Annotated in this window: 25 protein-coding genes and 1 pseudogene; 17 read left to right on the forward strand and 9 right to left on the reverse strand. The window is 59.4% G+C overall.

The genetic code is table 11. The features are described from left to right. Window positions 1-21: 21 nt before the first annotated feature. On the reverse strand, window positions 22-237 hold the full coding sequence (locus Q9K01_RS12065; protein WP_179408788.1) for a hypothetical protein: 216 nt from the start codon (window positions 235-237) through the stop codon (window positions 22-24). A gap of 257 nt (window positions 238-494) precedes the next feature. Between Q9K01_RS12065 and Q9K01_RS12070 the strand changes: the two genes are divergently transcribed. From Q9K01_RS12070 to Q9K01_RS12095, 6 genes are all read left to right on the forward strand, one after another. Further along, entirely contained in the window at window positions 495-767 is a 273-nt protein-coding gene (locus Q9K01_RS12070; protein ID WP_067501020.1) for a WGR domain-containing protein, read from the forward strand. Between the two features lie 332 nt (window positions 768-1099). Then, entirely contained in the window at window positions 1100-1885 is a 786-nt protein-coding gene (locus tag Q9K01_RS12075; RefSeq protein ID WP_094744547.1) for a type IV toxin-antitoxin system AbiEi family antitoxin, read from the forward strand. An 8-nt stretch (window positions 1886-1893) separates the two neighbouring features. Beyond that, window positions 1894-2811 carry a nucleotidyl transferase AbiEii/AbiGii toxin family protein gene (locus tag Q9K01_RS12080; protein WP_067505954.1) on the forward strand — a complete coding sequence of 306 codons (918 nt, stop codon included), beginning with the start codon at window positions 1894-1896 and terminating at the stop codon, window positions 2809-2811. 444 nt (window positions 2812-3255) lie between these two features. Next, entirely contained in the window at window positions 3256-3528 is a 273-nt protein-coding gene (locus tag Q9K01_RS12085; protein ID WP_067502382.1) for a WGR domain-containing protein, read from the forward strand. Between the two features lie 326 nt (window positions 3529-3854). Then, window positions 3855-4241 carry a type II toxin-antitoxin system RelE/ParE family toxin gene (locus Q9K01_RS12090; RefSeq protein ID WP_063612635.1) on the forward strand — a complete coding sequence of 129 codons (387 nt, stop codon included), beginning with the start codon at window positions 3855-3857 and terminating at the stop codon, window positions 4239-4241. After that, window positions 4238-4585, forward strand: a complete 348-nt coding sequence (locus Q9K01_RS12095) for a helix-turn-helix domain-containing protein (RefSeq protein WP_063612636.1) — start codon at window positions 4238-4240, stop codon at window positions 4583-4585. The genes Q9K01_RS12090 and Q9K01_RS12095 overlap by 4 nt, the downstream gene beginning before the upstream one ends. 92 nt (window positions 4586-4677) lie before the next feature. On the opposite strand, the pseudogene Q9K01_RS12100 reads toward Q9K01_RS12095, so the two are convergent. From Q9K01_RS12100 to Q9K01_RS12110, 3 genes and pseudogenes are all read right to left on the reverse strand, one after another. Beyond that, window positions 4678-4857: pseudogene (locus Q9K01_RS12100) on the reverse strand (DUF3768 domain-containing protein); the annotation flags it as partial. Window positions 4858-4872: 15 nt separating this feature from the next. Beyond that, window positions 4873-5061 carry a hypothetical protein gene (locus Q9K01_RS12105; RefSeq protein ID WP_082834649.1) on the reverse strand — a complete coding sequence of 63 codons (189 nt, stop codon included), beginning with the start codon at window positions 5059-5061 and terminating at the stop codon, window positions 4873-4875. Continuing rightward, the gene (locus Q9K01_RS12110) at window positions 5061-5186 is read right to left on the reverse strand and encodes a hypothetical protein (RefSeq protein ID WP_257730376.1); all 126 of its coding nucleotides are present in this window, start codon (window positions 5184-5186) and stop codon (window positions 5061-5063) included. Before Q9K01_RS12110 ends, Q9K01_RS12105 begins: the two co-directional genes overlap by 1 nt. 545 nt (window positions 5187-5731) lie before the next feature. Here Q9K01_RS12110 and Q9K01_RS12115 point away from each other — a divergent pair. The 4 genes from Q9K01_RS12115 to Q9K01_RS12130 all read left to right on the forward strand — a co-directional run bounded on the left by Q9K01_RS12115 (window position 5732) and on the right by Q9K01_RS12130 (window position 8126). Further along, the gene (locus tag Q9K01_RS12115; RefSeq protein ID WP_063612637.1) at window positions 5732-6649 is read left to right on the forward strand and encodes a DMT family transporter; all 918 of its coding nucleotides are present in this window, start codon (window positions 5732-5734) and stop codon (window positions 6647-6649) included. Between the two features lie 301 nt (window positions 6650-6950). Next, window positions 6951-7316, forward strand: coding sequence for a PRC-barrel domain-containing protein (locus tag Q9K01_RS12120; protein ID WP_063612638.1), 366 nt, complete (start codon window positions 6951-6953; stop codon window positions 7314-7316). 69 nt (window positions 7317-7385) lie between these two features. Beyond that, window positions 7386-7577 carry a DUF3008 family protein gene (locus Q9K01_RS12125; RefSeq protein WP_063612639.1) on the forward strand — a complete coding sequence of 64 codons (192 nt, stop codon included), beginning with the start codon at window positions 7386-7388 and terminating at the stop codon, window positions 7575-7577. Window positions 7578-7712: 135 nt separating this feature from the next. After that, a complete protein-coding gene (locus Q9K01_RS12130) occupies window positions 7713-8126 on the forward strand; it encodes a hypothetical protein (RefSeq protein ID WP_063612640.1) in 414 nt (137 codons plus the stop codon). Window positions 8127-8198: 72 nt separating this feature from the next. Here Q9K01_RS12130 and Q9K01_RS12135 read toward each other — a convergent pair whose 3' ends face one another. The 4 genes from Q9K01_RS12135 to Q9K01_RS12150 all read right to left on the reverse strand — a co-directional run bounded on the left by Q9K01_RS12135 (window position 8199) and on the right by Q9K01_RS12150 (window position 10221). Then, complete coding sequence (locus Q9K01_RS12135) at window positions 8199-8912, reverse strand: RES family NAD+ phosphorylase (RefSeq protein WP_305930504.1); 714 nt, start codon at window positions 8910-8912, stop codon at window positions 8199-8201. Further along, window positions 8909-9325, reverse strand: coding sequence for an MbcA/ParS/Xre antitoxin family protein (locus tag Q9K01_RS12140; RefSeq protein ID WP_063612731.1), 417 nt, complete (start codon window positions 9323-9325; stop codon window positions 8909-8911). The genes Q9K01_RS12135 and Q9K01_RS12140 overlap by 4 nt, the downstream gene beginning before the upstream one ends. Before the next feature lie 273 nt (window positions 9326-9598). Next, window positions 9599-9826 (reverse strand): GDCCVxC domain-containing (seleno)protein, encoded by a 228-nt coding sequence (locus Q9K01_RS12145; RefSeq protein WP_082834648.1) that lies wholly within the window; start codon window positions 9824-9826, stop codon window positions 9599-9601. After that, a complete protein-coding gene (locus Q9K01_RS12150; RefSeq protein WP_185885840.1) occupies window positions 9826-10221 on the reverse strand; it encodes a hypothetical protein in 396 nt (131 codons plus the stop codon). Before Q9K01_RS12150 ends, Q9K01_RS12145 begins: the two co-directional genes overlap by 1 nt. Window positions 10222-10288: 67 nt before the next feature. Here Q9K01_RS12150 and Q9K01_RS12155 point away from each other — a divergent pair, with 67 nt between their 5' ends. Beyond that, window positions 10289-10693 carry a MerR family transcriptional regulator gene (locus Q9K01_RS12155; protein ID WP_063612643.1) on the forward strand — a complete coding sequence of 135 codons (405 nt, stop codon included), beginning with the start codon at window positions 10289-10291 and terminating at the stop codon, window positions 10691-10693. An 8-nt stretch (window positions 10694-10701) separates the two neighbouring features. Here the strand turns inward: Q9K01_RS12155 and Q9K01_RS12160 are convergent, their stop codons facing one another. Continuing rightward, a complete protein-coding gene (locus Q9K01_RS12160; protein WP_063612644.1) occupies window positions 10702-12042 on the reverse strand; it encodes a dihydrolipoyl dehydrogenase family protein in 1341 nt (446 codons plus the stop codon). A gap of 128 nt (window positions 12043-12170) precedes the next feature. Between Q9K01_RS12160 and Q9K01_RS12165 the strand changes: the two genes are divergently transcribed. The 6 genes from Q9K01_RS12165 to Q9K01_RS12190 all read left to right on the forward strand — a co-directional run bounded on the left by Q9K01_RS12165 (window position 12171) and on the right by Q9K01_RS12190 (window position 17683). Next, window positions 12171-12545 (forward strand): ArsR/SmtB family transcription factor, encoded by a 375-nt coding sequence (locus tag Q9K01_RS12165; protein WP_225871717.1) that lies wholly within the window; start codon window positions 12171-12173, stop codon window positions 12543-12545. Beyond that, the gene (locus tag Q9K01_RS12170) at window positions 12538-13467 is read left to right on the forward strand and encodes an MBL fold metallo-hydrolase (RefSeq protein WP_063612645.1); all 930 of its coding nucleotides are present in this window, start codon (window positions 12538-12540) and stop codon (window positions 13465-13467) included. The genes Q9K01_RS12165 and Q9K01_RS12170 overlap by 8 nt, the downstream gene beginning before the upstream one ends. Further along, entirely contained in the window at window positions 13467-13913 is a 447-nt protein-coding gene (locus Q9K01_RS12175; protein WP_305930505.1) for a YeeE/YedE family protein, read from the forward strand. Before Q9K01_RS12170 ends, Q9K01_RS12175 begins: the two co-directional genes overlap by 1 nt. Beyond that, window positions 13910-14329: a DUF6691 family protein gene (locus Q9K01_RS12180; RefSeq protein WP_063612647.1), complete on the forward strand. Its 420-nt coding sequence runs from the start codon at window positions 13910-13912 to the stop codon at window positions 14327-14329. The genes Q9K01_RS12175 and Q9K01_RS12180 overlap by 4 nt, the downstream gene beginning before the upstream one ends. 24 nt (window positions 14330-14353) lie before the next feature. After that, window positions 14354-16120: a SulP family inorganic anion transporter gene (locus Q9K01_RS12185; RefSeq protein ID WP_063612648.1), complete on the forward strand. Its 1767-nt coding sequence runs from the start codon at window positions 14354-14356 to the stop codon at window positions 16118-16120. Window positions 16121-16330: 210 nt separating this feature from the next. Continuing rightward, window positions 16331-17683 carry an MBL fold metallo-hydrolase gene (locus tag Q9K01_RS12190; protein ID WP_063612649.1) on the forward strand — a complete coding sequence of 451 codons (1353 nt, stop codon included), beginning with the start codon at window positions 16331-16333 and terminating at the stop codon, window positions 17681-17683. Window positions 17684-18041: the final 358 nt, after the last annotated feature.

Below are 18041 nucleotides of genomic sequence, written 5' to 3' on the forward strand. Positions count from 1 at the left end.
TTTTAGAGAAACCCGGCCAGCCTACATGCTGGCGAAAGCTACGATCATGAAAAGGATAGCTAAAACGAGAGCGGTCAGAGAGCCAGAGCTTGTTTCGCCAGAACTGTAAGAAGCATCAAAGCCATCATCGAGGAGGATTCGTTCATCTCGCATCGATGCGCCACGCGATGGGTCACCGGTCTTAACGACGTACTCGATCGGTCCGTCATTTGCGTATGGATCAAAGGTTTCCATCATTCGCTCCTGTCTGGGCATAGCATTCTAGGTCATTAAAAACAATAACTGGCGGAATGCTGCGTTCAAATCAGGACGGGCGGTCCGTTACGGAGTCCTTTGATCGAGGTCCTTGCGGGCAATTCCAAACCTGCGCATGGGACAGGGTTGGAAGGCAGTGCACACATTGCATGCTTAATCGAAGATTTGAATCACAGGGCAGGGCGGTGATTCAGTTTCTGCGTTGGATTTGAGGGCTTCGGTGTGAGCAATGTTTTTCCATGGCAAAGCACTTCGAATGCCGCGAGCACTGGCGGGCTGTCGACACCGTGCGCAATATCGCACGCGACTATCAACTCACGGTCACGCTCGACCTGTTTGGCTGGACCGTCGTCGAACGTCACTGGGGTCGCATAGGTTGTAACGGGAAGGGCGCGCGCGACAGCTTTCCGAATTCGGCGTCGGCTCGGCGTTTTGTCGATGCAGCTCGTCGTCGACGCGGAAGCGCCAAGCGCCGGATCGGAGTGGCATATCGGTCCGTTGAAGAAACATAGGCGAGCGACCTTTCACATCCCGTAGCCATGGTTTCAGGCAGTTTGGGAAAATAGGCTTTCCAATCTCCGCATGAACTGTCGCGAATGTATTGCGCAATGCGGAGATTAAGAGAACTGGTCTGCTTTTGAGCGGGATGCCGAAACATTGTCAGCGCGGATACCTCGCAGACTAGACGTCCGAGATCTCGCGGCTGAGGCGTGAGTTCGACCGCAGGTTTGGGCCCTGAGTCCGAGCTAAGGTTTGTAGACTTCGCCAAACACCAAGCTTGGCTTGGCAAAAGCGGAAAGCTTCAAACTGGATTTTGGTTTGAAGGTATGCCAAAACACGAAGCATGACTAAGCGTTCGGACGGCAAGCTAAACCGGCTCCAGCGGGAACTCCCCGAGGGACTCCTGGCCGATGCCGCGTGGATGGAGGCTCACGGCTATTCATCGGCGCTGCGCAGCCAGTATGTCCGCGCTGGCTGGCTCGAAAGTCCGGCGCGGCGGGTCTATCGTCGCTCGCGCGCGCCGTTGACATGGCCGCAGGTGGTTATCTCGCTCCAGACCGTGCTGGACCTGCCGCTGACCGTCGGCGGGCGCACCGCACTCGAACAGCTAGGCTATGCCCATTACCTTTCGGCGGAGATGCGCGAGGTTCACCTCTACGGGCCGAAGCGACCGCCGACATGGCTGGACAGCTTGCCGCTCGACGTAGCCTTCCGCTGGCACAACAGTCTGCGTCTGTTTCCCGGCGATGCCGGCGCGCCGCCGGAACCCAGCCCGGTCATGGTCAGCGCCGCTGGCCTAAGCTTGCCCATCCGCTATGCCAGCAAGGAACGCGCCGTGCTCGAGCTGCTCGACGAGTTGCCCAAGCATGAGAGTTTCCATCAAGTCGATGCCCTGATGGAAGGGCTGAGCGATCTCAGCCCGCGTCGCCTGCAAACCCTGCTGGAGACGTGTGCCAGCGTGAAGGTAAAACGGCTATTCCTGTTCTTCGCGGACCGCCACCGGCATGCCTGGCGATCCCGGCTCGATGTGACCCGTGTCGATCTTGGATCGGGGAAGCGCGTCCTGGTCAGAGGTGGCACGCTCGACCCCGGCTACCACATAACCGTACCGTCCGATCTGGCGGGGTAGCGGGCATCATGGCCTTTCTCGACCCTTACCGGCAACAGGTCGCCCTTCTCATCCGCACCATTCCTTTCGTGGCGCAGGAAGAAGCCTTCGCCCTCAAAGGCGGTACCGCGATCAACCTGTTCGTGCGCGACATGCCGCGCCTGTCGGTGGACATCGACCTGACCTATCTGCCGGTCGAGGATCGCACCAGGTCACTTGCCGCGATCGACGCGGCCATGCTGCGAATAGCGAAACGGATCGAACGCGGAATACCGGATGCGAAGGTCCATGCTTCGCGCTCGGCCGACGAGAAAATCGTCACCAAGCTGGTCGTCCGCGCCGGAGGCGTGCAGATCAAGATTGAGGTGACGCCGGTACTGCGCGGCACCGTCTACGATCCTGCCGTGAAGAGCGTTGTGCCAACAGTCGAAGACGCCTTTGGCTTTGCCGAATTGCAGGTCGTATCCTTCGGCGACCTTTATGCGGGCAAGATCGTCGCGGCGCTCGACCGCCAGCACCCTCGCGATCTTTTCGACGTGCGCGATCTCCTGGCGCACGAAGGTATAGGCGACGAGCTGCGGCGCGCATTCCTTGTCTACGTCATCAGTCACCATCGCCCGATTGGCGAAGTTCTTGCCCCGACACGAAAACCGCTTATGGAGGAATTCGAGCGCGGTTTTGTCGGAATGACGCATGAGCCGATCGCGCTGGCCGATCTTGAAGAAGCGCGCGAGGCGATCATCGCTGCGATGGTTGCCGACATGCCCGATGCGCATCGGCGGTTTCTGGTCGGCTTCAAACGCGGAGAGCCGGACTGGCAACTTCTCGGCATACCGGAAGCTTGGCACCTGCCTGCCGTCCTGTGGAAGCAACGCAATCTGGACCGGCTCCCTGCCAAGAAGCGATGTGAACTGGCGGATGCACTCGAGAAGATGCTGTTTCAATAAAGCTAGTATCGAAACTTCGTTGTCCGGAATCAAACCCTGGTCTTATTGCGGATCGTTTCCCAGAAACCGTGCGGTTGCGCTCGAATATGCCTGCAGCTTCCTGCCGTATCGCAGCACCGTCGATGCAGAATCCCAGCGCATTGCATTCAAGATCGCGACACCGTCAGCGCCCAACGCGATCAGATCCTGGGTCAAGCCAACCCTCAACGAGTGGGATGATATCAACTTCAGATAGCCCACGTTGTCATCATTTTGTCGCATCGACGGCGAAAGCGCGGCCTCCGCCGCATGCTTTAGGTCCTTGCGGAAAATGTCAGGCCGCGTGGCCCAAGCTCGGATAGCAGGACCCCTGCGATGCTTAATCGAAGATTTGAATCACAGGGCAGGGCGGTGATTCAGTTTCTGCGTTGGATTTGCGGGTTTCGGTGTGAGTAATGTTTATTCATGGCAAAGCACTTCGAATGCCGCGAGCACTGGCGGGCTGTCGATACTGCGCGCAACATCGCACGCGATTATCAGCTCACGGTCACGCTTGACCTGTTTGGCTGGACCGTCGTCGATCGTCACTGGGGTCGCATAGGTTGTAAAGGAAAGGGCGCGCGCGACAGCTTTCCGAATGCGGCGTCGGCGCGGCGTTTTGTCGATGCAGTTCGTCGTCGACGCGAAAGCGCCAAGCACCGGATCGGAGTGGCATATCGGTCGGTTGAAAAGGCTTAAGCGACCGACTTTTCGCATCCGGTCGCTCTGGTTCCATGCGGTTGGCGGAGAATAGACTCCCCAATCTCCACACGAACTGCCGTGAATATATTGGGCGATGCGGAGATTGACGTCTATATTCACCGCAGGAATTGGCAGCGCCTTTGGCTGCCGTTCGGCATCGCCAAGGGCGTCTGCGGAGCCGGATGGAAGGCTTCGGTTTTGATCTCCGCACGGCACGAGGGCGGTCAGGGAAGGTGGGGAACGTCCTACCAGGATGAATCCGAAAACATGGTTAGACGAAAGCTTCGCTTCGATCACGCTGGCAAACATCCCGACATACCCGATTGACAAGTGTTGTCAGATATGACTACATAGGATCATGTCGCGCCCCAACGCTTCGACCGATTTCGTGGATCAAGGCAGCGCGCAAGGATTTCGGGGCGTTCCCGGCCCGTGCGATCGACAAGGCGCTCGATGCGCTGACGATCGTGGCCGATGGCGGGGCGCCGGACATCGCCAAGCCGCTCGCTGGTCTCGGCTCCGGTGTTTGGGAGCTGGCGATCAAGGAGCGCGGCGATGCCTACCGTGTCGTCTACGCCCTGCAACTGGATGACGATATCTGGGTGGTGCATGCCTTCCAGAAGAAGTCGACGAAGGGAATATCGACGCCGCAGCGCGAGATCGACCTCGTGCGCGAGCGGATCAGACGATTGAAGGAGATGCTGGAATGACCGAACAGAAGGACGACATCGAACTGGTGCGCGGGTCAGGCAATGTCTTTGCCGATTTCGACGTGGCCGATGCGAGCCTGCGTCAGCTCCGCGCGATCCTCGCCGCCGAAGTGGTCAAGACGCTCGACAAGGAAAAACTGACCGTCCGCGATGCCCAGGCCCGCACAGGTATCGCGGCGGCCGATTTCTCGCGCATCCGCCAGGTCAAGCTCGACCGCTTCACCGTCGACCGGCTGATGCGCATCCTCGACCGGCTCGACCGCGATGTTCGCGTCAAGGTATCGGTTGCTGCACGGCCCGAGCACCTCGCGGCATGTCGGCGCGGCATTGCAACATCTCGCTAAGAGTGGCCGGGCGCACGCCCGGCATGGTGATCTGGTCGGGGTCGGGTCCGGCGGTGTGGACCGGTGGATTGCGCCTGGTCATGCTCCACCCCTCAATATTCGCTGGCAAGCATGATCGTCAGCACTCGACGGGCAGTCGCTAGGTTGGCCGGGTTCTCGCTGCCGAACCGCAAATCGCGGTCGTAGGAATCGATCTTCCAGAACACGGTTTCGGCAAGTTGTGCCGGTCGCATGATCGTCCAATTTCCATCGCCGCCCTGATAGATCGTTCCGAAATCACGCGCGCCTTACGGATCGTTGTCCGGCACGAAGGCGTCGAAGGTCTCGATCAACTCACGCACCCGAGACCGATCTGCCTCGGGCAAGGCCCGGAATCCCTCTGTCGCCACGGCAACACCGGCCAGCCCCATCGCCTGCCGCGCCCGGTCATTGAGCCGGACAATTTTCTCGGTGCGTGAAAGTGTGCCAGCGGTCATTACACCGCCCTCCCGCCACTTTCGCAGATGTCGATCAGTTCGCCGAAATCCTTCTGCTCACCCAGTTCCTCGACGAGTTCTGGGAGAAATGGGCAATGCGCTGGTGTCCCAAAGACCAAGAACATCAATGGCTGCTACCGGCGGCTCTACTTGCAGGAGGCTTTTCCGGGTCTCTGCATCGACGAGCTCAATGAAGAGCACGCCACCAGATGGTTTGCCGAGGTCAACCAGCAAATGGAACCCGGCACTGCTAACAGGGCCTTCGGTTTTCTAAGGCTGACGCTCTTGCGTCAGCGAACTTTACATGCACTCTGATATGCTAACAATAAGTATCGGATTTAACATAAGAAGTATTATCATTCTAGCGGATCAGCTCGGCCTGCCTTTCGGAACCCTTCCCAGGAAAGCTTGTGCGCGGATCCGCTACCAAGTAGCGCGCGTGGCCCTAGGACTGATCTCGGTCGGTCGCCGGATGAGCGGGTCACGTCCGTATCACTCCCAACCTCCCAATTCTCATCGCTCGAATACGTGCGATCGGGCTCTGGCGCAGCATAAGAAATAGACGAGATCCTTGAAGAACTGAGCTATCTGACACGAGACGCCGCCCGCGAAACGGAAACAAGACTATGTTTTCCAAGCGGAGCCCGGCATGCTAACTTTTTGCAGTATCATGGCATCCGAAAGACGCTCGACCGCTCCTGCGATTGTTGTGCAGCTTTTGCTGGGCATGGCACTCTTTGGCAGTGCGACGCCGCTCAGCAAGCTAATCGGGCAACAGTTCTCGGTCTTCACGGCATCATGCATGCGAATGCTGATCGCTTGTCTGGTCCTTGCTCCATTTACATGGCTGCTGACGAAACGGTTTGCCGGTGCGAAGCGGTCGGACTGGTGGGTGATTGTCGCGATTTCATTATTCGGGATGGTCGGTTTCACCGCAGCCATGCTTTTTGGTATGCGTCTCACTACAGGCGTGATCGGCTCGACGATCATGAGCGCAACACCGGCAGTGACTGCCGGCGCGGCCGTAGTTTTCTTCGGTGCCGCAATGAACTGGCGGACGTCGGGAGCACTGGCCCTTGCGGTCGCGGGGATAGTAGCAATCAATCTGCTACGAACGGAAGGAGGCGGAGACACGGAAGCTCCGATCCTCGGCGCAGCTCTTGTCGCAATGGCCGTGTGTTTCGAGGCAGCCTACACCCTGCTTTCACGGAAACTGTCCGACGGTATAAGCTCGCTGGAGGCCACGCTGGCAGCCTCATTGATTGCTGCGTTGGTTTTTGTTGTTCTGGCTATCGTTTTCGACCCCCAACCGTTCGATTTTTCCGACGTAGGTCAGACTGGGTGGTTTGCGGTAGCCTTCTGGGGCGCGGCTACAGCGGGGCTTGCTCCTGTTTTATGGTATAATGGTGCCCGCAAAGCGCCGGGAGCACTCACGGCAGGTGCTATGGCGGTCATGCCCCTCAGCGCGCTTGTGCTATCTTATTTGTTGCTCGGCGAACCTTTTCGCTGGTCTCACCTCTTGGGCTTTGGGTTGGTTTTCTCAGGGCTTGTTCTGATGATAGTCGAGCATTCGAAGTCGGAAGATTAGGCTCCGGACCGGGATTCCCAGAGCCGCCATAATGTGATCCCGCAGCGCCCCCCAGCAAGTTGCGCGCAAACTTGACGCGGTTTCCTGCCGTGCTGCCAGCCTATTCTCGACGAGAAAACCGCCGGGCCGTTCGAGCGCCTTGCTCATATTAAATGGCGATCAGCCTACTGCTTCAGTGACTAACCTTTGTTATCAAAGAGGATTTTTGCGACGAGCGGAGAAACTATCATCGCGGTGCGAGCGTTACTCCGCTGTGACCAAGTCACTCTTGGTCAATTTCAGTCGGAAAGGAGTTATCACGATGTCGCATCAAAACGTAAGGAGCAGCGATCTGATTGGCAGCGACCGCGTCGAAGGAACGGCGGTCTATGGGTCCAATGGCGACAAGATCGGTACTGTCGAACGTGTCCTGATCGAAAAACGCGGTGGTCAGGCCCGCGATGTCGAGATTTCGGTGGGCAGCTTCCTTGGTATGGGCGGCGAGTTGCACAGCCTTCCTTGGGAGAAGTTCGACTACAATACCGATCTGGGTGGCTATCAGCTCGACGTGACCGAGGATCAGTTGAAGGGCGCGCCGACCTATAAGGAAAGTGAGCGCGACACCGCTTATGACCGCGATTACCAGACGCGGTCGTACGACTATTGGGCGGTCACACCTTACTGGTGACGGAAGCCACGAACCGAGCGCGCACGAAGTGGCGAGAAGCATATTGAGTGGAGACGAGGAGCAGATACCATGCCGACAAAATCGAAAGCCCAGCAAAAAGCCGCAGGAGCAGCTCTGTCTGCGAAGCGCGGCGATACCAAGGTGAGCGATCTGCAAGGCGCTTCGAAAGACATGTACGACTCGATGAGCGAGGACGAGCTTGAGGATTTCGCCAAGGGCGAGCGCCAAGGGAAACCCGAGCACGCCGACAAGGATGATTGATCGCCGGTATCGCCGTACTGAAGCTTTGTCGATCAGGCGACCGCTCGCCCACCCCGCTCGGTATGTGATACAATAAATTGGTTCCGCGCGTCCTGATCCAAGACTCTGTTCGAGAGACTAGAGAGGCTTTAAACAATGGCGGAGGCTCAGGCGGTCCGCTTTGATGAAGCATTGGATATGCCGGAAAGCATAATTCTGGACGTCATGCGATGCTGGCGCGATGCCAAGGATCATGGCGAAGCGGTTCAGCCCTACATATACCAGACGCTGGCGCGGCATCGGCTTGAAATTCTCGTCCCAGTTTTTGATAGCCTGATGACCCTTTGCGAAGCGGCTATGAAACGATCCTTTGTTGCCGGCGAAGATGGCGATCGAAGCGGCGACGAAACCGCTCTGATCGATATGCTCGTCGATCCCGAAGACGCGCGAATTTATATCGGCTGCACTCAAGAAGATCGCATTTTGTTGAATTGCGCTTTGCGTTCGACACGATTGATGATGGAACAGGCGGTCGCGGGGATATCGACAGGCCGCCCACAGCAATATTAGACCAGAGCTGTCGGCGTATGGTCAGCGCCGCGTCCCTTCCAAAATTTCCGCCGAAAATTTGCATCTCACATGTCACACGATCCGAAACACTTCCCCTGTCCTGGTATCGCGGTAGAGATCAACCCGCTCCCCATCCCAATGATAATCAAGATGGCGACCCTGGATCGCATTTGAGGCGAGGTCGGGATAGAACAGGCCAGCACACTCGCCACTTTCGCGGCGCACGCTGGAATAAGCCACGCCGTTGGACCCGGCTGCCCGTAACTGCCCTCCCAGCGTTTGGCTTGCCGAATAGTCATTCGGATCCGCGGCTTTACTAAATCGTCCCTCATCCGCGCGGAGATCATGCAACCGCGCATTGATGTCCATCACGACCTCGCGGAATTGCGAAGTCCAGCCTGGTGCTTCGTTCGTGCGCGCCATGAAGCGGCTATGATGATGAATGGTTTCGAGCAGCGCGACCTCGAAGCTGTTGCCCGCATAGAGCACGCCATAGCTGCCGTCACTGAATCGCGTCGGGCGGTCGGGGCTGACATGGGTGAACGGTGCCATAAGATACGTCGCCCCCGGTCCGCCGACACGCCGTTCTTGCGGTACGAGGTTGAGATTGCCGATATTTTCCATCAATCGCGGATTGGTCTTTTGCTCCGCCGAGATGAGCAGCGGCCAGTCGGCAGGATCGGCAATATCCTCGAACAGATCGATCGGCGGATGGATGCTGCGGATGATACGGACCGCGTCTTGCCATTCAATGGTGGAAACCGGGACCGTGTCGGGATCGATCACCAGCCGCCACGCTCGGCGTCGAGATAGCGGCGCACCCGCATCAGATCGGTCAGTTCGCCGCCCAGCATGATATCGAGCGCGGAGCGACCCTGAAATGCGCTATTGGGTGCCTTGATCCAGTCATGGGCGCGCCGTGTCTCACGAAAGATATAGCGCAGCGCCTTGTGAATACCGATCAGGTTGGACAATCGCGCCTTGCCGTCGCGGTCGATCCGGCCGGGTTCACCGTCCGCTTTCCAGCGGCGGTAAGACCGCACGGGGACGTCAAGCAGTGTGGATGCCTGTTCGTCGGTCACATCCCATTTTCCGAACAGGTTTACCACCGCACGAAACATCGCAGCGGCCTCGTCATCGGTAATCGGGACGGGCCGAAAATCGCGAATTGCGGTGTCTACAGGCTGAAATGCAGTCATCATGATACTCCTATATGGCATCGTATGGGTCATATAGGGCCATTTGGCAACCTTCGTTTGTAATATCGGGGTTCTTGTCGCTTGCATTTCTCCTCGTTGAAATCGCTAGCGGTATCCTTACCCGAAGCTGGCTTGGCGGTGGTGAACCATGTGAGCGGTTCGCAAGCAGGCGTTGCGCGCGCCTACCAGCGCCCCAACTGGAAACAGGAAATAGGGCAAAGCCCTCGACGACTGGAACAGACATCTCGTTCGCACCGTTGGTGATGCGGTCCTCTACTGCGACGCGCCACAAGTGGAACCGCCGCCATTTTCGCGCGCCTCCTGAATGGGCGGACATGGCACATCTCCATAAGAGCAAAAGACGCAGCAGTCTCCGGCCAGCGGCTTCAGCCTTTTCTGGCAATGCGGGCACTCGTAAAAGAACCAGCATGCGTTGCTCGGCATGGTTTCGGTCGTGGCCGCTTCGCATTGGGGGCAAGTGATCGTGGAGACAGTCTGCATCAGGCTCCTCCGAGTGCACGCATCAGCGGTTGTTCAATAAAACCCCATAGCGCGGACAGAACGACCATCGCGGTGGCAATCAGCAATATCAGCCGGGTAGCGCTGCTGTGGGCAGGCTGCGCACAGCCATCAGCACTGCAAAAACGCACTTTGCGCAAGTGAAGAAACCACCCAAGGGCCACGACTAGGAAGGCTGCGATTGTGAGCGGCAAGTGGTAGGGAACAAACCATGCGAGCCCTCCAGCGCCAAGGCCGACCGCGACAAGGGCCAAGGGCAGAACGCAGCAAGCAGCCGCGGAGAGAAGCGCAGCTGCACTTGCCAGTACTCCGACGCCAGCCACCCCGCGATCGCTCACGTTTTTCGGCTCGTCGTATTGGATAGTCTGCTCGGTCATCTTTGCTTCCGCTCGATTCGATCCCTATGTACTTCCTGTAGTAGATATAGGTGCAAGGAGATTCGACATGGGCGGCCTGTCGATAGGTGAGCTGGCGCGCAAGACCGGCGTCAATATCGAGACGATCCGGTATTTCGAGAAGATCGGAATGCTCGGTGCGCCGGAGCGCACAGCAGGCGGTCACAGGGTGTTCGACGATGGTCACCTTCGCACACTCAAATTCATCAAGCGGGCGCGCGAACTAGGCTTTGCGCCAAAGGAGGTTCGGACACTTCTGGACCTGGGCGGTCCTGCCAAAGCATGCTGCGACGAAGTGCGCAAGATTGCAGTTCATCACCTCGAAGAAGTGCGGGGCAAAATCGACGATCTCGTCCGATTGGAACGGCACCTAGCCGCCACCGTCGAGCAGTGTTCGGGCGGGCATGTGCCCGACTGCGCAGTCATAGACATGCTGGAAACCGCCCGGCCCTAGACCCACCCCTAGACCATGTATCCGATGTCAGACGCGCCGGTTGGATAGGCGAACATCGTAGTCTTCAGATCGTCCGCAGTGAGCCCATGGCGGATCGCCAGTCCGAAAATATTGATGGTCTGATCTGCGCCGGGTCCGACAAGGTGGGCGCCCAGTATCTTCCCCGTCTGCTCATCAACCAGTGTCTTGTAGCCGTAGACCGGTTCAGCGATCCGCCTGGCGGTGAACCATTGAGAGGTCCGCTCGCACTTTGTTCGAAATTTCAGCCCCGCCTCTTTCGCGTCGGCCTCGGTGAGGCCAACCCGGGCGATAGGCGGAAGCGTGAAGGCCACGCTCGGTACACCTTTGTAGTCGGGCTTGCGGTGATTGCCTTCGACGAGATTGGTCGCGACAACTTTTGCATCATGGCTGGAAACGGGCGTGAGTGGCGGCCCGTTCGAGGCAGCATCTCCGGCAGCGTAGACGGCCGGATTGCTCACGCTCTGCAGAAATTCGTTCAGCTTCAGCTTTCCGTTTTCGACTGCGACACCGCCCTTTTCGAGATCGAGCCGCTCAATCGCCGGGGCCCGTCCTGCCGCATGAACGACAAGATCGGCCGCAACCTCGATCGGCCCCTCCTTGCCACTCGCATGGACCGTATACTCTCCGTCCCGTTCTCGAATGGCATCGACGGTCGTATCGGTAATCACGCGGACACCGATCCGATTGATCGCATCCATGAGCCAGCTCACCAGTTCTGGTTCGAACTGCGTCAACATGCGCGGTCCCCGCTGGAGGATCGTTACCTCGGCTCCCGCGCGGGCGGCGATATGCGCAAACTCGGCGGCGATATATCCGCCGCCGACCATCACGATCCGCTTCGGCAGCGAGGGCAATTCGAGAAAGCCCTCATTGTCGATCAGGTGCTTTTCGCCCGGGATGACTAGAGGTATAGGTCTGGCTCCTGACGCAATCAGGATTTTGCGGTATTCGATTTCCTGGTCGCCTACGGAGAGCCGATCAGGCCCCGTGAATTTTGCCGTTCCATGCAAGGTCACGATGCCGGCCTCTTCATACCGACGCTCATGCTTTTCAGGCACGGGGTCGGTGAAGCTGCGCTTGAAGCGGATAAGGTCGGACCAATCGATGCGTAAAGTCCCCTCTACCCCGTGACCTGTCATTCGTTGTTTTGCTTCGATCGCTTCTGCGCCGGCCACCAGCATCTTTTTGGGATCGCAGCCGCGTAGCGCGCAGGTGCCGCCAAACGGTTTCTCGTCGACGACCGCGACTTTCCAGCCAGCTTTCGCAACGCGCATAGCGCAAACCATGGCTGCAGTCCCCGTGCCGATCACTACCAAATCGTATTCCATGTTCACTCTCCTGCCCGCTCAACGAAGCTGGAGCGGCTACAGGTTCCAATGCCACCATCGAAAGATCGGTGAAAGGCAAAAGTCATTCCTTGAGAATATCTTAGCCTGCTCTAAATTAGTAATAGCTAATGGAGAAGATTATGGGCCAGGACGGGCCTTCAGAAACGGATTTCATGCGCCAGGCTGGCGAGGCCAGCCGCCTGCTGAAAGCGATGGCCAACGAATCGCGCCTGCTGGTCCTCTGCTTCCTGGCCGAGGAAGGCGAGTTGTCCGTCGGGGATCTGGCGCAGCGCGTCGGGCTGAGCCAGTCCGCCCTGTCGCAGCACCTCGCAAAATTGCGCGAAGGCGATCTCGTCGCGACCCGCAAGGAGGCCCAGTCGGTGTTCTACCGTGTGTGCGACCCCAATGCGCAGCGTGTTCTGGAATTGCTGCATGACATGTTTTGCCCTGAGCTCGGCCAATCCCCCAGCCGAGCGACGACATCGGAGAGACAGTATGAGTGACGACACGAATATCGAAAAGGCCATCGAACAGGTGAACGGCGTTCTTGCCGGCAATCCGCGAGCGCCTCACGTCAAAGCGTTCTTCCATGAGCCGACCTTTACCGCGACCTATGTCGTCAGCGACGATCAGACCAAGCGCGCGGCCATTATCGACAGCGTCTGGGATTTCGATCAGCCTTCGGGCCGCACCAGCTTGGAAGCGGCGGACGAGATTATCGATTATGTGCGCGAGGCAGGCCTGACCGTCGACTGGATTCTGGAAACCCACGCACATGCCGATCACCTGTCGGCCGCGCCCTATCTGCAGGAGAAGCTGGGCGGCGAAATGGCCATCGGCCGCGACATCGTGACCGTTCAGGGCGTGTTCGGCAAGGTGTTCAACGAAGGCACCGAATTCGAGCGCGACGGCTCGCAGTTCGACCGCCTGCTGGAGGATGGCGACGAGTTGATGATCGGCGATATACCGCTGATCGCGCTCCACGTTCCCGGCCATACCCCGGCCGACATCGCCTATATCGTGGGCGATGCGGCCTTTATCGGCGATACGATGTTCATGCCCGATTATGGCTCTGCGCGGGCCGATTTTCCGGGCGGCAATGCGCGCAATCTCTATCGCTCGGTCCGGCGACTGATGCGCCTGCCGGACAAGACGCGGGTATTCCTGTGCCATGATTACAAGGCACCCAACCGCACCGAATTCGTCTGGGAAACCACCATGCTCGCACAGCGCACAGCCAATGTGCATCTTCACGAAGATGTTGATGAGGATGAGTTCGTCGATATGCGCACGCAGCGCGATGCGACGCTGGAGATGCCGCGCCTGATCCTGCCCGCCATCCAGGTGAACATGCGCGGTGGACATTTGCCTCCGCCGGAAGATGACGGCACGTCCTACCTCAAGATGCCGGTGAACAAGCTGTGATGCTGCCCGGATTTCCCGACGCCGCTCCACTGGCAGGATTGCTCGGAGGCGTGCTCATCGGCCTCGCGGCCGCGCTGATGCTGCTGGGCGCAGGGCGAATTGCCGGCGTGTCCGGCATCGCCGCCCGCGCCTTCGGCATCAGCGGTGACGGTACGCCCAGATCCGGCGCGTGGGCGTTTGTCCTGGGTCTGCCGATTGGCGCAATGCTGATTGCCTGGGGCCCTGGCGGGATCCAGGCCAGCTTTGCCGGTTACGTACCGCTGATTGTGGCGGGCCTGCTGGTCGGCATCGGCACGCGCATCGGCAGTGGCTGCACCAGCGGCCACGGCGTTTGCGGAGTCAGCCGGTTGTCACAGCGCTCGCTCGTCGCCATGGTGACCTTCATGGCGGCCGGGATCGCGACCGTCGCCATCATGAATGCCTTTGGGCTGGAGGTGCTGTCATGACGCGTTCGTGGCCGGTGACGCTCCTATCGGGGACGTTGTTCGGCGCCGGGCTGGCGCTGGGCGGCATGGTCGACCCGGCGCGTGTACGCGGTTTTCTCGACATTTTTGGGGACTGGGATCCCACTCTTGCTTTCGTGATGGGCGGCGCGGTGATCGTGATGGCGATTGCCTGGCGGATCCAGGCACGCATGGCGCAGCCTTTGATTGGCGCGACGTTCGCTCTTCCCGACCGGACCGACCTGACCCCCCGTCTGATCGGCGGCGCGGCGCTGTTCGGCACCGGTTGGGGAATTGCCAGCCTGTGTCCCGGACCTGGATTCGCTGCACTGGCGATCGAACCGGCAAAGGCGGCGGCTTTCGTGGTGGCGATGCTGGGCGGAATGCTGATCGTACGCTTGTTCGAGCCGCAGCGCTAAAGCGTCGTCGGAGCAATCGAAGCCATGGCCGAACCCACCTTGCTGGCACGCTACCTCCCCATTCTGCAATGGGGGCGCACCTATAATGGTTCTGTCCTGACGAACGATCTGGTGGCGGCGGTGATCGTCACGATTATGCTTATCCCGCAAAGCCTGGCTTACGCCTTGCTCGCCGGGCTGCCACCGGTCGTCGGGCTATATGCCTCGATCCTGCCGCTGGTGGCCTATGCGCTGTTTGGGACGAGCCGGACGCTGGCGGTGGGTCCGGTCGCGGTCCTGTCACTGATGACCGCATCGGCCGCGGGCGCTGTCGCTGCGCAGGACACGGCCGAATATCTCGAAGCCGCGATCACGCTGGCCGCTCTGTCGGGCATCATGCTGGCTGTGCTGGGCTTTCTTCGGCTGGGCTTTCTCGCCAACCTGCTCTCGCATCCGGTGATCAGCGGCTTCATCACGGCCAGCGGCATTCTGATCGCCACGAGCCAGATCAAGCATATTCTCGGGATTTCGGGCGGCGGCGACAATTGGCCGGAGATGCTGGGATCGCTTGCGTCCAATATAGGCCTGACCAATCCGTGGACGCTGGCCATCGGTATCCCGGCGACGCTGTTCCTGTTCTGGGTCAGGGGCGGACTGAAACCAGCCCTCTTGAGGATCGGCCTGAAACCGCGCGCCGCCGATATCGCTGCTAAGGCGGGGCCCGTGATCGCGGTGGCGCTGACCATTCTCGCGGCCGTTATGCTCGATCTTGCGGAAAAGGGCGTCGATCTGGTCGGGGCCATTCCGCAGGGCCTGCCGCCTTTCGCCACCCCGTCGACCGACATGGACCTGATCGCGCAGCTATGGGTGCCCGCGCTGCTGATCTCGGTGATCGGTTTCGTGGAGAGCGTCTCGGTCGCGCAGACCTTGGCCGCCAAGAGACGCCAGCGTATTGCGCCCGACCAGGAGCTGATCGGCTTGGGCGCATCGAATATCGCAAGCGCCTTTTCGGGCGGCTATCCGGTGACGGGCGGGTTCGCCCGCTCGGTGGTAAACTTCGATGCCGGCGCGGAAACGCCGGCTGCGGGCGCCTATACGGCCATCGGGATCGCCCTGGCATCGCTGTTCCTTACGCCGCTGCTGTTCAGCCTGCCTATCGCCACGCTGGCGGCCACGATTATCGTCGCGGTGCTCAGCCTGGTCGATCTGAAGACGCCCGGTCAGCTGTGGCGCTATTCCAAGGCGGATTTCGCAGCGCATCTGGCGACCATCGTCACCACTCTCTTGGCTGGCGTGGAACTGGGCGTGATTACCGGTGTCGTGGTTGGTCTGCTGCTGTATCTGTGGCGCGCATCGCGGCCGCACGCGGCTATCGTCGGGCGTGTTCCGGAAACCGAACATTTCCGTAATGTGGAGCGGCATGATGTCTTTACCGTTCCGCACGTCCTGTCGATCCGTATCGATGAAAGCCTGACCTATCTCAATGCGCGCTGGCTGGAGGAATATGTGCTCGAGCGCGTCGCGGACCAGCCAGAGGTGCGCCACGTCATCCTGATGTGCAGTGCGGTCAACGAAGTGGACGCCTCGGGCCTGGAAAGCCTCGAGGCGATCAATCACCGGCTCTCCGATAGCGGGATCGACCTCCACCTATCGGAAGTTAAAGGCCCGGTGATGGATCGGCTCAAGCGAACCGAATTTCTCGAGAAAATCGGCGGGCGTGTGTTCCTGTCGCAGAACCGCGCGTTTCGCGAATTGTCGCGGGATAATGCCGATCCGTCTCTGCCCGACGATATCGCTCGAGGTTTGATATGAACGAATATCCAAAAAGGAAATCGAGATTGGCATATCTCTCGGCGTCCATCGCTATAGGCATTCTCGACGCACTTGTTTTTCCTCATCGTCCGCACAGGCGGCACTTTTCCTGTGAACTCGCAATCCTTTACGGTTGCCAACCGTTTTGCTCGGAGGCCTGCTTTCGGCCTGACCGCATCCCCTCGTAAACCGACCAGAAGGAAACTCATCATGCTTCTCGAAAAAATCAAGACACCCGGCCTATCCCATCTGTCCTATCTCGTCGGGTCCGGCGGGCAGGCGGCAGTGATCGATCCGCGCCGCGATTGCGACATCTATATCGAGAAGGCCCGCGCCGAAGGCTTGGCGATCACGCATATTTTCGAGACGCATCGTAATGAGGACCTCGTTTCCGGCGCAGCGGTCCTGGCCGACATGACCGGGGCAAAGGTGCTGCACGGCCCGAACGCCGATGGCGAAGTCGTCTATGCGCAAACGACGTGCGAGGGCGACAGCTATCGCGTCGGCCAGCTCGAATTCCGCGTATTGGAGACGCCGGGCCATACATTCGATCATCTCGCCTACGCATTGTTCGACACCGAATATCCGGAGAAAGCCGTTGCCGTGTTTACCGGCGACGTCTTGTTCGTCGGCGACGTCGGACGCACCGACTTCTATCCCGACCGCAAACGCGAGGTCGCAGGCCTGCTCTATGATTCCCTGCGCAAGATCTGCGACCTGGGCGATCAGGCCATCATTTATCCGGCCCACGGCGCCGGTTCTGTTTGCGGGTCGGGCATGGCCGACCGCGAGTTCTCAAGCGTGGGCCACGAGCGGCACAACAATCCGCGGCTGCAGATCGAGGACCGCGAAGCCTTTATCGACTTCAAGGTGGGAGAGAACCATTATCAGCCTCCCTATTTCAGGTTGATGGAGCGGCTGAACCTGGAGGGCGGGAGTCCCGCTCCGCGGGTCATTGAGCCGAAACCGATGTCGCTACAGGAGCTAGGCGAATGCGGCGCGGACCACCTCGTCGATATCCGCGAGCCGCTCGCCTATGCGTCGGGCCATCTGCCCGGCAGTATCAATCTCCCGGTTGGGATGATCCCCGCCTTTGCGGGGTGGTTTATCGGCGAAGGGGAGAGTGTCGCCCTGATCGCCTCGTCGCAGGGCCAGCTGAATACTGCCATGGAACACCTGGTCCGCATTGCACTGGACAACGTTCTGGGTGGTTACGTAGGCGTGGTGCCCGCGGCGGCGGCGGGCAAGAAGATGCGATCGATTCCGATGGTGGATACCGAAACAGTCGAACGGCGGCTGACCGGCGAACACAACGAATGGACACTGCTCGATGTGCGTGATGCCGATGAACGGGCGGCAGCCGCGATCGACGGCTCGGAGCATATTTATGTCGGCGAACTGTCTAAGCGCTGGCAGGATCTGGACCCGGCCCGCAGCTACACCCTCATGTGCGCGAGCGGAATGCGGGCGACAGTGGCGGCAGGCTGGCTCGACGCCCACGGCTTTGACAATGTGGATGTGTACCTGGGTTCGATGGGCGCGTGGAAAGCAGCGCAGAATTGAATTGCTAAAACCTATCCCGATAGCCGACTGACCAATTGCGGAACGCGCTCCTTGCATCTGCGAAGGTAACGCCGCAAGGCGCGCATCCGTATGTCACGCGAGCATCGTAGACTCGCCCCGATCTCAGCGAGGCTTTTTGCAGCGTCGAGCAATACGTCGGGTTCATGGATCTGGACCCGGTGCAGCCGGTCACTGATCCGATCGATCAGGACCGTCAGACACCGGTATGTCGGCAAAGACGGTCAAGCAAACTGCGACGAAAACGTCCTGCTCGATATGGTGGTTTCTCTCGATGATGCGGAAAATCACGTGAAAGACACGCATGAAGCTGTCGCCTTGATGATATGCGCCTTGCGTT

It is taken from the genome of Qipengyuania benthica, from assembly GCF_030717865.1.
Taxonomy (GTDB): Bacteria; Pseudomonadota; Alphaproteobacteria; order Sphingomonadales; family Sphingomonadaceae; genus Qipengyuania; species Qipengyuania benthica.